The sequence below is a fragment of the Comamonas trifloxystrobinivorans genome, from assembly GCF_043359985.1.
GTDB classification, from domain to species: Bacteria; Pseudomonadota; Gammaproteobacteria; order Burkholderiales; family Burkholderiaceae_C; genus Comamonas; species Comamonas trifloxystrobinivorans.
In genome coordinates this window covers 70,170-84,553 of sequence record NZ_JBHZGV010000020.1, presented here as the reverse complement: position 1 = coordinate 84,553, position 14,384 = coordinate 70,170, and the positions used below count along the sequence as shown (strand labels likewise).

The 14,384-nt window shown below is 64.5% G+C and carries 14 protein-coding genes; 8 read left to right on the top strand and 6 right to left on the bottom strand.

The window, feature by feature from the left end; all coding sequences use genetic code 11:
• Positions 1–127 precede the first annotated feature (127 nt).
• Together ACFIQF_RS21120 and ACFIQF_RS21115 are read right to left on the bottom strand one after the other, a co-directional pair.
• Positions 128–1,114, bottom strand: coding sequence for an AraC family transcriptional regulator (locus tag ACFIQF_RS21120; RefSeq protein WP_393945618.1), 987 nt, complete (start codon positions 1,112–1,114; stop codon positions 128–130).
• A 626-nt stretch (positions 1,115–1,740) separates the two neighbouring features.
• Entirely contained in the window at positions 1,741–2,577 is an 837-nt protein-coding gene (locus tag ACFIQF_RS21115) for a DODA-type extradiol aromatic ring-opening family dioxygenase (RefSeq protein WP_393945617.1), read from the bottom strand.
• Between the two features lie 89 nt (positions 2,578–2,666).
• Here ACFIQF_RS21115 and ACFIQF_RS21110 point away from each other — a divergent pair, with 89 nt between their 5' ends.
• On the top strand, positions 2,667–3,572 hold the full coding sequence (locus ACFIQF_RS21110) for a LysR family transcriptional regulator (protein ID WP_393945616.1): 906 nt from the start codon (positions 2,667–2,669) through the stop codon (positions 3,570–3,572).
• Between the two features lie 100 nt (positions 3,573–3,672).
• Here the strand turns inward: ACFIQF_RS21110 and alkB are convergent, their stop codons facing one another.
• The 4 genes from alkB to ACFIQF_RS21090 form a co-directional block, all read right to left on the bottom strand.
• Positions 3,673–4,341 carry a DNA oxidative demethylase AlkB gene (gene alkB, locus ACFIQF_RS21105; protein ID WP_393945615.1) on the bottom strand — a complete coding sequence of 223 codons (669 nt, stop codon included), beginning with the start codon at positions 4,339–4,341 and terminating at the stop codon, positions 3,673–3,675.
• A 3-nt stretch (positions 4,342–4,344) separates the two neighbouring features.
• Complete coding sequence (locus ACFIQF_RS21100) at positions 4,345–4,857, bottom strand: methylated-DNA--[protein]-cysteine S-methyltransferase (RefSeq protein ID WP_393945614.1); 513 nt, start codon at positions 4,855–4,857, stop codon at positions 4,345–4,347.
• Positions 4,858–5,031: 174 nt separating this feature from the next.
• A complete protein-coding gene (locus ACFIQF_RS21095; protein WP_393945613.1) occupies positions 5,032–5,823 on the bottom strand; it encodes a VOC family protein in 792 nt (263 codons plus the stop codon).
• Positions 5,824–5,838: 15 nt separating this feature from the next.
• A complete protein-coding gene (locus ACFIQF_RS21090; protein ID WP_393945612.1) occupies positions 5,839–6,396 on the bottom strand; it encodes an OsmC family protein in 558 nt (185 codons plus the stop codon).
• Between the two features lie 306 nt (positions 6,397–6,702).
• Between ACFIQF_RS21090 and ACFIQF_RS21085 the strand changes: the two genes are divergently transcribed.
• The 7 genes from ACFIQF_RS21085 to ACFIQF_RS21055 are packed head-to-tail and all read left to right on the top strand — an operon-like array spanning position 6,703 to position 14,331.
• Positions 6,703–8,367, top strand: coding sequence for a TIGR04028 family ABC transporter substrate-binding protein (locus ACFIQF_RS21085; RefSeq protein ID WP_393945611.1), 1,665 nt, complete (start codon positions 6,703–6,705; stop codon positions 8,365–8,367).
• Positions 8,368–8,395: 28 nt separating this feature from the next.
• Entirely contained in the window at positions 8,396–9,334 is a 939-nt protein-coding gene (locus ACFIQF_RS21080; RefSeq protein WP_393945610.1) for an ABC transporter permease, read from the top strand.
• A 1-nt stretch (position 9,335) separates the two neighbouring features.
• The gene (locus ACFIQF_RS21075) at positions 9,336–10,289 is read left to right on the top strand and encodes an ABC transporter permease (protein WP_393945609.1); all 954 of its coding nucleotides are present in this window, start codon (positions 9,336–9,338) and stop codon (positions 10,287–10,289) included.
• On the top strand, positions 10,286–11,941 hold the full coding sequence (locus ACFIQF_RS21070) for a dipeptide ABC transporter ATP-binding protein (protein WP_393945608.1): 1,656 nt from the start codon (positions 10,286–10,288) through the stop codon (positions 11,939–11,941). The genes ACFIQF_RS21075 and ACFIQF_RS21070 overlap by 4 nt, the downstream gene beginning before the upstream one ends.
• Positions 11,895–13,004, top strand: coding sequence for a putative FMN-dependent luciferase-like monooxygenase (locus tag ACFIQF_RS21065; RefSeq protein ID WP_393945607.1), 1,110 nt, complete (start codon positions 11,895–11,897; stop codon positions 13,002–13,004). Before ACFIQF_RS21070 ends, ACFIQF_RS21065 begins: the two co-directional genes overlap by 47 nt.
• Positions 13,005–13,051: 47 nt before the next feature.
• On the top strand, positions 13,052–13,723 hold the full coding sequence (locus ACFIQF_RS21060; RefSeq protein WP_393945606.1) for a CMD domain protein: 672 nt from the start codon (positions 13,052–13,054) through the stop codon (positions 13,721–13,723).
• Entirely contained in the window at positions 13,720–14,331 is a 612-nt protein-coding gene (locus ACFIQF_RS21055; protein ID WP_393945605.1) for an alkylhydroperoxidase domain protein, read from the top strand. Before ACFIQF_RS21060 ends, ACFIQF_RS21055 begins: the two co-directional genes overlap by 4 nt.
• Positions 14,332–14,384: the final 53 nt, after the last annotated feature.

Sequence of the window (14,384 nt, the reverse complement as noted above, 5' to 3'; positions counted from 1 at the left end):
AACAGCCAACAGCCAACAGCCAACAGCCAACAGCCAACAGCCAACAGCCAACAGCCAACAGCCAACAGCCAACAGCCGAACAGCCGAACAGCCGAACAGCCAACATCCTCCGCTGCCAAGCTGGTGTTCAGGGGCGGTGGCTGGCGTGCCGGTCGCGGAAGTCGGTGGGTGATTCGCCAAAGCGTTGCAGAAAGCTGCGGCTGAAATGGCTGGCGCTGAGAAAGCCGCACTGGGTGGCGATTTGTTTGATGGGCAAGCCCTGCGACTGCGGCTGTTGCAAGGCGCTGTGGGCCAGTTGCAGGCGGCGTTCGCGCACGTAGTCGCTGTAGCTCACGCCGTGGCGGCGGAATAACTGGTGGATCCAGCTTTTGGAGATGCGCAGGGAGTCGACCAGGGTGTCGACGGATAAATCCGGATCGGCCAGCTTGCTGGTGATGAAGGCGTTGATGGCCACCCAGGCATCGACATGCGGGCGCTCGCCCTCGGCCGTGTCTTCTACCAGGTTGTGCGCGTAGATCGAGGCCAGCAAGGAGATCAGCGCTTCTTCGGCAAAGTAGGTGGCGGCGGTGCTCGACTGCTGTGGGTCGAAAAACACATGCGTCAGCAGGCGCTGCGCCATCTCAACCAAAGGCAGGTGCGCCGGGGCCAGCTTGGCGGTGAAGCGGCGCTGCTGCAGCGCGTGTGCGCCCAGCAAACGGGGCAGGGCGGCTTTGATGACGACGACTTGCAGATCGCTCAGGATCAGCGCTTCGGCAGGCAAGGCGGTGGTGCGGAAAATGATGTCGCCTTCGCTGAAAGGCAGGGCCACGCCGTTTTGCGTGATGACACCGCTGCCGCGCCGCGCAAAGGTGGCCAGAAACTCTGCCTGGGCCGGGTCAGCCAGCTCCTTGGGGTGGAACTGGGCGACGTAAGGATTGGCGTCGACCAGCACCACCACGCCGCCCGAGCGCAGCTTGCAGGCCTGGATGTGAAAGCGCGGCTCGGGGCTGAGCGCCTTGATGCCCGCAGGGATGAGCAGGCCGCCCAGCGTGTCGGCATAAGCATCCAGATCGGGCTCGTAGTACGGCCGCAGCTGGGGCGAAAAGCTCAGGTCGGAGGGGAGCGAGTCTTGCATCGTCGGTCAGAGTTCAGATGCTTTGACTGTAGCCAGAGCGGCCACCGCGCCACGGCGGGATTTTCCCTGGGCCAGCACTGCACTCCCAGGCAAGGGCTGTGCATTTTTGGGCAAGCTTTGTTGGCGACTATCTGCTCAGTTTCCGCGCTTCACGGAGTAGTGGGCGCTGAATGAGTGGAGCATTGGCTCATTCAGCAAGCTGTGTTTGCCAGTGAGGTAATCAAGTAGCGCGCTTCTTGCAGGCTGTTCAGGATGTTCCACCACCCTTTCAGCCAGCGCCTGCGGACGCAGCAAACGGCGGTGGTTTGGCTGCCGCAGAGCAGCCAAACTTCGTGCTCTGACTTGCGACAGCTGTTTGAGCGCAGCGCTTTGGCGCGGAGCGAGTTCTGTCGCACACCGCCGTTTGTTGTGGCCGCAGGTTGCCGCCATTGACCCGCTTGCGGGGCAGTGGGGGACGCTGGATGTAGGGCAGATTTTTCGCCTCCCTTTTTGGCTGGGCAAAAAGGGAGGTCGCCTGCCGGGGCGAGACCCGGCCAGCTGCCGCAAGCAAAGCCAAAAACGCTAGTTAGCAACCAGCCCGCACAGCGAGCCACAGCTCACAGCAGCTGGCTAGCCGCCCACCACCCTCAAGCATCCAACCGATAACTGGAAACGGCCAACCCGCCCATGAACGCTGCTTCGTGGTAACTCGCCACGGCGCGGTCGTTCTCGGCCGCGCCCACGGCCACCATCAGCGGCAGCAGATGCTCTTCGCGCGGGTGGGCCAGGCGGGCGGCGGGTGCGGCTTCCCAGTTCAGCAGGCGCTCGCTGCGCTCGGCCGGGCTGCTGCGCAGCATGGTGTCGGCCAGCCAGTCGTCAAAGGCTTTGGCGGGGGCGTGCGCCTGCGGGCCGAAGGCGCGCAGGTTGTGGTAGCTCAGGCCGCTGCCGATGATGAGCACGCCTTCGTCGCGCAAGGGGGCCAGCGCCCGGCCCAGTGCCAGGTGTTCGGCCGGGTCGAGCCCGCGGCGCAGCGACAGTTGCACCACCGGCACATTCGCCTCGGGGTAGATGGCGCGCATGGGCGAGAACATGCCGTGGTCGTAGCCGCGCTCCGGATCGCCATACGCGGGGATGCCGGCCTGGCCCAGCAACTGGCCCACGCGCTCGGCCAGCGCGGGCGAGCCGGGCGAGCGGTAGTGGATGTGGTAGGTCTCGGGCGGGAAGCCGCCGTAGTCGTAAATCATGCCGGGCTCGGCGGCCATTTGCACGGTGAACTCGGGCTCTTCCCAGTGGGCCGAGACCATCAAAATCGCCTGCGGCTGGCGGGCCAGTTGGCGCGGCATATCGGCCAGCGAGGCGGCCAGGTTGGCATAGGCCGGGGCGCTTTGCGGCATCCAGGGCCAGGGGCCGCCGCCGTGCGAGATGAAGTACACCGGCATGCGCTCGGTGTTGCTGACGGCGGGGGCAGAAACAATGGTGGACATAGAGAAGACTCCTTGGCCCTGAATGTAGTGCCTGCTTGGCAGGAAACCAAGGCACTAGAATGCATCAATCAGTTTCTTGAAAAGAAAGCATGGACCAGCTGACCAGCATGCAGATCTTTTGCCAGGTGGTGGACAGCGGCAGCTTTGCCCTGGCGGGCCAGCGCCTGGGTGTTTCCGCGCCCATGGTGAGCAAGCATGTGGCGCAGCTGGAAAAGCGCTTGGGCGCGCGCCTGCTCAACCGCAGCAGCCGCCACCTGAGCCTCACCGAAGCCGGCCAGCGCTGGTACGCGCAAAGCAGCCAGGCGCTGGAGCTGCTTGACGCCGCTGCGCAAGAGTTGGGCCAGCACAACCAGGCGCCGCGTGGCCAGCTCAAGATCAGCGCGCCGGTGTGGTGTGCCACGCCGCGCATGGCGCAGATCTTGGCCAACTACCGCGCTCGCTACCCCGAGGTGTTGGTGGATATCCATCTGGACAACCACAAGGTCGATCTGGCCACTGCCGGTTACGACATGGCTTTGCGGGCAGTGAACGAGCCCGCGCCGCACCTGATTGCGCGCCCGCTGTGCGAAGTGCCGTTTTACCTGGTGGCCACGCCCGCTTACTTGCGCAGTGCAGCTTATCCACAGCAACCGGCCGACCTGGCCGCCCACGCCGCCGTGGTGCCCAGCTACACCAACCTGGCACCTTTGCAGCTGACGCAAGCTGGCCGCAGCGCGCCCATGCACTTGTCGCCCGCGCTTTTGTCCGACGATTCCAACCTGAGCCTGCATGCCGTGCGCGCTGGCATGGGCATTGGTTTTCTGCCCGCCTGGTTGGTAGAAGACGATTTGGCCCAAGGCCAGTTGGAGCGCGTGCTGCCGCAGTGGAATGCCCTGACCGTGACCTTGTACGCGGTCTACACCAGCCGCCGTTATTTGGCCCCCAAGGTGCGGAGTTTTATTGATTGGCTGTCGGGGGAGTTGGGGCAGACTGCCAGCAAGGAATGGAAGCAATAGCTGCCTTGGGGTGGGCGGATTGGCGTTGGTGCAACTGCCCAACGGAAGTTGGGTAGTAGAAAAGGCGAGAACCTGTCAGGGCGTGAAGACCCAGGCCGAGCTACCCCGCCCGCCGAAAAGTCAGATTGATTCGCAGGCTCTCCAGCAAAGCATGCCGCACCGGGCTCACCCCATCCTTGACCGGCATCACCCCGTGAAAACGCATGCGGTCCACGCCGCCCCAGACCACCACGTCACCATGCTGCAACGGCAGCTTTTGTGTGGCGTTGGCGCGCTCGTGGCCGCCCCACAGAAAGACGGCGGGCAGGCCGAGCGAAACCGAGACGATGGGCTGGCTGGCATCGCCTTCGTCCTGGTGCAAGGTCAGGCGCGTGCCGACGCTGTAGCGGTTGATCAAACAGGCATTGGGCGCAAACGGCGGCAAGTGCGCGGCCTGCACGGCTTGCGCTGCCAGCTCGGCAAAGCTGGCTGGCATGGAGGGCCAAGGCTCGCCGCTGAGTGGATCGCGTGGCGTGTAACGGTAGCCCAGCCGGTCGCTGTACCAGCCCAGCTCGCCGCAGTTGCTCATCGCCACTTGCATGCTGCGGCCGCCGGGTGTCACCAGGTGGCGGAAAGGCGCTTGGCGTGTGATCTCAGCCACGCCGGCCAGCAGATCGGTTTGCCAGCGCAGCGCAAAGCCGCGCAGCACGCAGGCTTGCTCGCCAATCGCAATGTGTTCCCAAGCAGGTGTGCTCGGGTCTTCGGCGGCGGGGCTGAACAGGTCTTGCATGGCTCAGGCGCCGCTTGTGCGCAACCGCTGGCTGGCTTGCGCCTCCAAAGCCAGCAAGGCCTGTTTGCGCGCCAAGCCCCAGCGGTAGCCGGTGAGTGCGCCGCTTTTGCCGATCAGGCGGTGGCAAGGCACCAGCAGGGAGATTTCGTTGGCGCCGTTGGCGCTGGCCACGGCACGCACGGCCTTGGCTTGGCCCAGCTGGGTCGCCAACTCGCTGTAGCTGAGGGTGCTGCCGGCAGGAATGCGGCACAGCGCCTGCCAGACTTTTTGTTGGAAAGCCGTGCCCGCCAAAACCAGTGGCACGCGGTGTGCGGCGGCCGGGTCTTGCAAAGTGGCCAGTACCGCTTGTGCCAAGCCGGTCAGGCCAGCATCGTCTTGTACCAGCTCTGATTGCGGGTAGCAGCGCTGCAGCTCTGCTACCAAGGGCGCGGCTGCATCACCAAAATACAGCACGGCCAAAGGCGGTAATGCGCTGTTGTTGGCGGCTGGCGCATCGCTGCGCGTGGCCAGTAACACCCAACCCAGACTGCAAGTTACGCAGCTGTAATGAAGCTGGGCTGGCGGGCGCGCAGTTGGGGCTAAAAGCGTGATGGTTGGCAGAGGCATGGTGGTGTTGGCAGCGCAGCAAATGCAGCCGCCAACAGGCAATGTAGCGCAAGCGCAGCCTGCAACACCATGGGCTGTTCCATGTCAGACCAGCGCGGCTTCCTGGCGGATCACCGCGCCGTGGCTCAGGCCGTTTTGGGCTGCGGCCAGATCGCTGTCCACGCGGCTCAGGCTCAGCGCAAAAGCGCCTTCGCCGCGGCTGCCGAGTTGGTGTGCTGCCGTGCCACGGTCGGCGCTGGCGTCTGGTGTGGCTTGCTCCAATACCAGCTGCGTCGGGCCGAGTGTGATGGTGGCTGTTTGTGCTGCGGTGTCCACAGTGATGTTGGCATCCGGGCCGAGCAGCGCCAAATAACGTTGCACGCTTTGCGGCAGCTTGAACACGGCCACCGACAGGCTTTGCACACCGGCTGCGCCATTGCTGTGCTGGCGCACATCGCCCTCAGGTACACGCAGAGCGCGGGGTGTGATGTCGCCGCACAAAAACGGCAGGTCTTGCGTGTGCGGGCGGCCGGTTTGCCATTGCAGGCGTTCGCCGTCGGGGCGCAGGCGGCCGCCGTCCAGCGGGCCTTGTAGATCCAAACCGCGTGACTTGGCGGCGGCAATCACTTCTGCGGTGCTGGGTGGCAGCAAGGCAAAGTCGATGATGCCTTCGCCATGTTGCTGCAATTGTTGCCACCAGCGGTCGTCGGGCGCGGGTTGGCGCCAGGCGATCAGCTCAAAGTAAGCACCGTCGGCAAACACCACCAGCGCGTTGTGCGTGGGGCGGCCGGGGTGCGCGCCGCCGGGCGCCACGCTGAAGCCGAGGGCTTGGTAGTCGTTGATGGTCTGCTCAAGATCGTGCACTGCGATCACGATGTGGTCTAGCGTCAAAGACATGGTGTCTCTCCTGGTTCAGGCGGCTTGCAACTGGGGCTCGGCCAGCGAGTTGCGCAGCTGCAGTTCGGCACGGATGGTTTGCGGGTTGCGCAGCAGGTTGAGGATAGGGCAAGTGCGCTCTACGGCCGCAAACAGGGCATCGATATCGGCACGCGGTGCGGGCGAATCGATGTTCACGGTGTAGGCAATATCGTGTGGCCAGATGGGCGTGTTCTCGTGGCCGGGCTTGCCGGCGCGCGGGTCGATCACGCCGCTGACTTCCACGTCCAGGCTGGTCAGCGGCACTTGTTGTGCGGCGGCCTGGATCAGAAAAATATGCGTCACGCAGCTGCCGAGCACGCCCAGCTGCAGCTCGGGCGAGCTCGGGCCCAGGTTGTAGCCGGCAAAGCTGGGCGGGCTGTCGCTGATGACCTGGTGTTCGCGAATGCGGATGCGGCGGACGCCGCTGCGCCCTTCGGCGCTGACCTGGGCGCGCAGCGGGTTCGCTTGTGCAGTGCCTGCGTCAATCGCGGCATCGCGCGCCGCAACGGCGCTGCGTTTTTCTGCAAGGTAGTCGTTCAAGGTGGCAGTCATGCATGCTCTTTCAAAGCGCCGCATCGGCCAAAAAAGGATGCGGTCGGTGCTGGCGATTGTTGCCAGCTCATGCGCTGCTGTGAAGCGCAGAAAACGCATGTGCATATGCGTACTGCCGATATGCGGCGGCAGGCCCGATGGCGCTTGGCTTGCTCGGTTTTTGCATATCGATGTGCCAAAAAATACCTTCTCGTTTGCTGCGCGATCGATAGCATGAAAAGCCCTAATGGCAATGCGCACAGCAAAGGTGCGCTTTGCCGAAACAGGCATTTTTGCCGGTCCAGATTACGAGGGTTGAGCGTGGTGTTGAAAGCAAATAAATCAAAAAAATGGCTGCTGTGGAGTGCGGCGGTGCTGGCCTTGGGTGCGGCGCTGGCGGGTTGCTCCAAGGGCGATGCGGCGGCTGTGGCCAAGAACAGCAACGAGCCGGTGCAAGGCGGCAGCCTGGTGTACCTGGAGCAGCAGGCGCATACCAATCTGTATCCGCCCGCGGGCGGCTTTTACCCGAACGGCGGCGTACTCAACCAGATCACCGACAAGCTGACATACCAGGACCCGAAGACGCTGGAGATCCAGCCTTGGATCGCCGAGTCGTGGACGGTCAACGACACGGCCACCGAGTTCACTTTCAAGCTGCGCCCTGGTGTCACTTTCTCTGATGGCTCGGCGCTGGATGCGGCTGCTGTGGCCAAGAATTTCGACACCTTCGGTTTGGGCAACAAGGCGCTCAAATTGCCGGTCTCGGAAGTCATCAACAACTACGAGCGCAGCGAGGTGCTGGACCCGCTGACGGTGAAATTCTTCTTCAAACAACCGTCGCCGGGTTTCTTGCAAGGCACCTCGGTGATCGGTTCGGGCCTGGTGTCGGTGGCCACGCTGCAGCGCCCTTTTGAGGAGCTGGGCGATGCCACCAAGATCATCGGCTCCGGCCCGTTTGTGGTGACCAGCGAAACACTGGGCAAAGAGCTGGTGCTGAGCGTCCGCAAGGATTACAACTGGGGTCCGGCCAAGCTCGCGCACCAAGGGCGCGCGCGGCTCGACGAGATCAAGCTCATCGTCACGCCTGAGGACAGCGTGCGCATTGGTGCGTTGCTGTCGGGCCAGGCTGGCTATATCCGCCAGGTGCAGGCCTATGACGAAAAGCGGGTGGAGGAGCAGAAGTTCCAGATCTACGCACCGTCGACTCGCGGCGTGAACAACAGCATTGTTTTCCGCCCCGACAACGCGCTGGTCGCCGATGTGAACGTGCGCAAAGCCTTGCTGCACGCCACCAATGCGCAAGAGGTGGTGCAGACGCTGTTCTCGCACAACTATCCACAAGCTACGTCGGTGATTGCAGCGAGCGCGCTCGGCTACGTCAACCTGTCGAGCAAGCTGGGCTACGACCTGGAAAAAGCCAAGCAGTTGCTCGACGGCGCAGGCTGGCTGCCGGGCGCCAACGGCATTCGGCAAAAAGACGGCAAGGAGCTGGTGCTGTCGGCTTACGACTCGCTGCCGCAGCCGCAGAACAAAGAGACCTTGCAACTGGTGGCGCAGCAGTGGAGCAAGCTGGGCGTGAAGCTGAACGTGCTGAGCGGCGATGCCGGTGTGCGCGTGCTGGAGAACCTGGACCCGGAGAAAACCCCGGTCTCGCCCGGCATGGTGGGCCGCGCCGACCCGGACGTGATCAAAAGCAATTACTACCCGAGCAACCGCAACGTGCTGCTGCAAAAAGGCGGCGTAAGCCAAAAGGTGAAGGCGTTTGAAGACAAGCAGCTCAACGGCTTGCTCGAAGCCATTGCCGCCGAAACCGATGCGGCCAAACGCCTGCAACTGACGGCCGATGTGCAGAACTACCTGATTGACCAGGCCTACGTGATCCCGATCTTTGAAGAGCCGCAGGCCTTTGCCGGTGCGCCCTGGGTGCGCGAGGTGGGCTTTGAAGCGGTGGGCCGCCCCAGCTTCTACAGCACTTGGCTGGCCCAGCGCTGAGTGCTGGCGCTGAACAAGGAGCGATTCCATGACCCGATACTTGGCTAACCGCACCGGCCAGGCCCTGGTGGTGCTGTGGGCGGCGTTTACCGCGTCCTTCGTGCTGCTGCAGCTTTTGCCCGGCGACGCGATTCTGATCAAGTTTCTCAACCCCGATCTGGGCCTGGGCCCGCAAGAGGTGGCCGACATCCGCGCCGCCTATGGCACCGACCAGCCCGTGTGGCAGCAGTACTGGCATACCTTGAGCGGTTTTCTGAGCGGCAATTTCGGCTACTCGGTGCAAGCGGGCGTGCCGGTGAGCCAGGGGCTGGCCACCAATCTGCCGCCCACCTTGCGTCTCGCTGGTCTGGGCTTTGCCGTGGCCTTGTTGCTGGCCGTGGTGCTGGCGTTTTTGGCGCAGCTGGCCCCTTGGCGCTGGTTGCGCAATGGCTTACAGGCACTGCCTTCGGTGTTTGTGTCGGTGCCGGTGTTCTGGCTCGGGATCATGCTGATCCAGCTGGTGTCTTTCCGCCTGGGCTGGATTCCGGTGATCAACCCCGGGCCTTGGCAAGGCCTGGTGCTGCCGACGCTGACCTTGGCGATCCCGATTGCCGCGCCGCTGGCGCAGATTCTGCTGCGCAATATTGACGAAGTGCTGACCCAGCCTTTTGTGGCGGTGGCACGGGCCAAGGGCGCGGGCAAGGTGTGGGTGCTGAGCCAGCATGTGGCGCGCAACGCGGTGCTGCCCATGCTCACCATGGCCGGCGTGCTGTTTGGCGAGCTGCTGGCCGGCGCGGTGGTGACCGAAGCGGTGTTCGGCCTCAACGGCCTGGGCAGCCTGACGCAGCAAGCCGTGGGCAACCAGGACACCGCCGTGCTGCAAGCCGTGGTGGTGATCTCGGCCACCGCCTTTGTGCTTATCAACCTGACCGTCGATCTTTTGTACCCGCTGTTCGATCCGCGTCTGCGCACGCGCTTGGGAGTTTGACATGACAGCCTCTACCTCTTCTGCAGCCAGCCTGGGCGATTTGTTGGGCGCGGGCCGAAGCGCGCCTACTGCCGCACCAGCTGCTGCTCCGGTGACGATTCCAGTGTCTGTTTCGGTTGCCAAGCCAACAGCATTTTTCTCCCGCACGCTCAGCAAATGGCGTGCTGCGCCACTGGGCCTGTGGCTGGCTTGGGGCGTGTTGCTGCTGGTGGCTTTGTGGGCGCTGGCGCCGGGCCTGTTCACCAGCTACAACCCTTTGCAAGGCACAGCCGGCCAGCAGTTGCAGGCGCCCAGCGCCGCACACTGGCTGGGTACCGACGCCTTGGGTCGCGACAGCTATGCGCGTCTGGTGTATGGCGCTGTGCACTCGCTGACCGGCGCGTTTGTGGCCGTGGCCGTGGGCCTGGTGCTAGGCACGTTTTTGGGCCTGGTGGCCGGCGCTGCCGGTGGCTGGGTGGAAGACGTGGTGATGCGCATTGTTGATGTGCTGCTGTCTGTGCCATCGCTGCTGCTGTCGCTGTCGATCATCATCATCCTGGGCTTTGGCACGGTGAACGCGGCGCTGGCTGTGGGCCTGGTGTCGGTAGCCAGCTTTGCGCGCCTGGTGCGCTCCGAGGTGGTGCGGGTGCGCCGCTCTGAATATGTGGAAGCCGCGCTGGGCAGCGGCGGCCGCTTTGCTGCCGTGCTGTGGCGCCATGTGTTGCCTAACTCGCTGACCTCGGTGATCGCCTTGTCAGCGCTGCAGTTCGGCTCGGCCATTCTGGCCATCTCCACGCTGGGCTTTCTGGGCTACGGCGCGCCGCCACCCACGCCGGAATGGGGCTTGTTGATTGCCGAAGGGCGCAACTACATCTCGACCGCCTGGTGGCTGACGGCTGTGCCCGGCCTGGTGGTGGCAGCGGTGGTGCTGTCGGCCAACCACATCAGCGCTGCGCTGGCCAAGGGGCGAGCATGAGCGAGCCATCAACCCCGGTTCTGGCCGTCGAGCAGCTCTCGATCGGCTACCACGATGGCGCGGCCGAGCAGCGCATTGTGCACGATGTGTCGTTCTCGATCGGTGCTGGCGAAGTGCTGGCGCTGGTGGGTGAATCCGGCTCGGGCAAGACGACGACGGCGCAGTCCATCATCGGTTTGCTGGCCGATAACGGCCGCGTGCAAGCGGGCAGCATCCGCCTCCACGGCACCGATGTGGCGGGCTGGTCGCCCAAGCAGTTTGACGCAGTGCGCGGCAAGGTGGTGAGCCTGATTCCACAAGACCCGACGAGTTCGCTCAACCCGGTGCGCACCGTGGGCGAGCAGGTGGGCGAGATTCTGCAGTTGCACCGCTATGGCGACAAAAAAGCCATTGCCCAAAAGGTGTTGGAGCTGCTGGAGAAAGTGGGCCTGTCGCAGCCCGAGCTGCGTGCACGCCAGTACCCGCACGAGCTGTCTGGCGGCATGAAACAGCGCGTGCTGATTGCGATTGCCATTGCACTGCAGCCCGCGCTGATCATTGCTGACGAACCCACCAGCGCCTTGGACGTAACGGTGCAACGCCGCATTCTCGATCTGATCGACGATCTGCGGCGCGAGTTCGGCACCGCCGTGCTGCTGGTAACGCACGACCTGGGCGTGGCCGCCGACCGCGCCAACCGCCTGGTGGTTTTGCAAAGCGGACGCATCCAGGAGCAGGGCGCCACCGCCGATGTTTTGCGCAACCCGCAAAGCAGCTATACACGCAAGCTGCTGGCCGATGCGCCTTCGCTGAGCGCAGCTGCTGCGCGGCCCGTGCGCGCAACCGATGCAGAGCCGGCCATCGTCGTGCAAGACCTGGTGCACGATTTCCCAGTGGCTGGCAGCAAGCAGAATTTCCGCGCGGTAGATGGCGTTTCCTTCCGCGTGCCGCGTGGCAGCACGCATGCGATTGTGGGCGAATCGGGCTCGGGCAAGACCACCACGATCCGCGATGTGGTGGGTTTTCGCCAACCCACATCGGGCCGCATCGAGATCGAAGGCGTGGACGTGACAGGCTTGCGCGGCGAGGCTTTGCGCCAGTTCCGCAAGACCGTGCAACTGGTCTACCAAAACCCTTTCAGCTCGCTCGATCCGCGCCAAAGCATTTACCAGATCATCGAAGAGCCCTTGCTCAATTTTGAGCCGCTGGCACCGGCCGAGCGCGAGCGCCGCGTGCGCGACATGCTGGAGCGCGTGGGCCTGCCGCCTGCGGTGCTGACGCGCCGCCCGCGTGCGCTCTCGGGCGGGCAGCGTCAGCGCGTGGCCATTGCGCGCGCGCTGATCTTGCAGCCGCGGGTGCTGGTGTTGGACGAAGCCGTCTCCGCACTCGACGTGACGGTGCAAGCGCAGATTCTGACGCTGCTCGATTCGCTGCAGCGCGAGCTGAACCTGACCTATCTCTTTATCTCGCACGACCTCGCCGTGGTGCGCCAGATTGCTGACACCGTCTCGGTGCTGCAAGGCGGCCGCCAGGTGGACGCCGGGCCGGTGGCCGAGGTTTTCTCGCGCCCCGCCAGCGCCTACACCCGCGAGTTGATCGCCGCCATTCCTGGAAAGAAACATGTTTATGAGCCACAGCAACCCACTCTCTCAGCCGAACCCGTCAGCGCCTAAGCGCCTGGGCTTTTTCAGCCGCCTGCTTGACCAGGCCAGCGCTGCCGAGCGCTACCGCCTGGTCACCGAGCAGATCGTCCACGCCGAGGCCCAGGGCTTTGATTCGGCCTGGGTGGCGCAGCACCATTTCCACGAGGCCGAAGGCGGCCTGCCATCGCCGCTGGTGTTTCTCAGCCATGTGGCAGCGCGCACGCAGCGCATTCGCCTGGGCACGGGCATCGTCACCTTGCCGATGGAGAACGCCATCCGCGTGGCCGAAGACGCGGTGGTGCTGGACCTGTTGTCTGGCGGCCGCCTGGAGTTTGGTGTGGGTACCGGCGGCACGCCTGAATCCTTCACCGCCTTTGGCCTGAACAGCGCCGAGCGCGGCACCGTGTATGCGCAAAACCTGGCCGTGCTGCGCAATGCCTGGGCCGGCCAGCCCTTGCCGGGCGGCGACCGTTTGTACCCCGCCGGGCCGCAGTTGCTGCAGCGCGTGTGGCAAGCCACCTTCTCCGCTGCAGGCGCCGAGCGTGCCGGGCTGGCGGGCGATGGGCTGATGCTCTCGCGCACCCAGCCGCGCACGGCCGAGGCGCCCAATGCCAGCCTGGCGGATATTCAGAACCCGGTGATCGACGCCTATCTGGCTGCTCTGCCCGCTGGCAGCACGCCGCGCATCATGGGCTCGCGCACGCTGTTTGTGGCAGAAGACCGGCAACGCGCGCTGCGCTTGGCCGATGCCGGTTTGCGCCGTGGCGTGGCGCGTTTGGCAGCCATGGTGCAGCCCGGCCAGCCTGCGCGCCTGGGGCCGGATGCGCCGCTGGAGCAGCTGATTGCCGCGTACGACGTGCATGTGGGCACGCCCGACGATGTGATCGCTTCGCTGCGTGCCGACACGGCGCTGGCCCGCACCACGGACATTGTTTTCCAGGTGCACTCGGTCGATCCGCCGCATGCGGACATTTTGCGTTCCATCTCGCTGACCGCGCAGTACGTGGCGCCGGCTTTGGGGTGGGCACGCCAGCCGAGCGCTGCGCCGCGCCAAGCTTTGCTCCAACCACAGCCCGCCGATGCGCTGGCCTGAATGATTTGACTTTCTTGATTTGCTGAATTTGGGGAGAAATAGCCAACATGAGCACTTCTGCATGGAATCCGTCCGCCACACCGGACGTGATTGATCTGCTGGCCGGCATTGCATCGGGCAGCCACCTCGACGCCGTACGGCGCCACCGCCTGCAAGCCCGCGAGCAAGCGCAGCAAAGCTACTTGGCGTTGTTTGCGCCACGCGAGCCGGTGGCGGGTTCGGTAACGCTGGCCGAACGTTTGTCAGTTGCCGCGTTCGTGGCCGGCCTGCACCAGCAGCAGCCTACGCAGCGCTTTTACCACGATGCCTTGGCCAGCCAGGGCGCAGATGCGCTGTTGCAAGCGATTGACGCCGAAGTGGCACGCGGCACCACCCAAGGCCCATACGGTCACTACCCGCAAGGCCCGCTGAGCGCGGAGAACCAAGACGGCCTGGGTTACAGCGTGGGCGCGGTGGCGCGGGCCATTCTGGGCGAGCGCCTGGCAGCCGGTTTGGCGCACGCACATTTGCTGGTTTTCCACCCGCGCGATGCCAAGGCCGCTGCGCTGCAAGCCTTGCTGGATGCGGGCTGGAGCACGACGGACATCGTCATCCTGTCGCAACTGGTAGCTTTTCTGGCGTTCCAGATTCGTGTCGTTGCCGGCCTGCGCGTGCTGCAAGCCCATCCCGCCAACCCAACTGCAGCCGATGCATCTGCTGCAGCGGAGATCACCGCATGAGCGAACACAGCCTTCACTACCCCGACAATGCCGAACCCGCAGTCTTTACCCAAGCCCAGCTCGACTGGCTGCCTTGGATTGAGCCTTTGCCTGAGGCTGAGTTGACGCAGCGCCATTTCGATGGACTGGTCGATGCGGCGCGTGCCAAATCGCCGTACTTTCGCCTGCTGGCCCGTGATCCGGACACCTTGGGCGCACGCACCCGCACCGACAAAGACATTTTCTACAACCCCGCTGGCGGCTTGCCGCGTGCCGAGCGTGAGCTGGCGGCCGCTGCTACGTCGCGCCTCAACGGCTGCATCTACTGCGCCTCGGTCCATGCGCGCTTTGCCTCGCACTTCTCCAAACGCGAGGCCGATGTGCAAAAGCTGCTGGACGAAGGCGTGGGCGCCGATCTCGGCGAGCGCTGGAACGCCGTCGTCGCCGCATCGGTAGCGCTGACCGAAACCCCGCTCGCACTGGAGGGCGCGCACATCGACCGCCTGCGCAACGCCGGCCTCGACGACTACGCCATCGCCGACGCCCTGCAAGGCGCCGCCTTCTTCAACTGGGCCAACCGTTTGATGCTGTCGCTGGGCGAGCCGGCGCTGGAGGTTGCTGGCGCATAAGTGCTGGCTGTAGCCGCCAAAGCAAAAACCGCAGTGCTGTTGCCAACACTGCG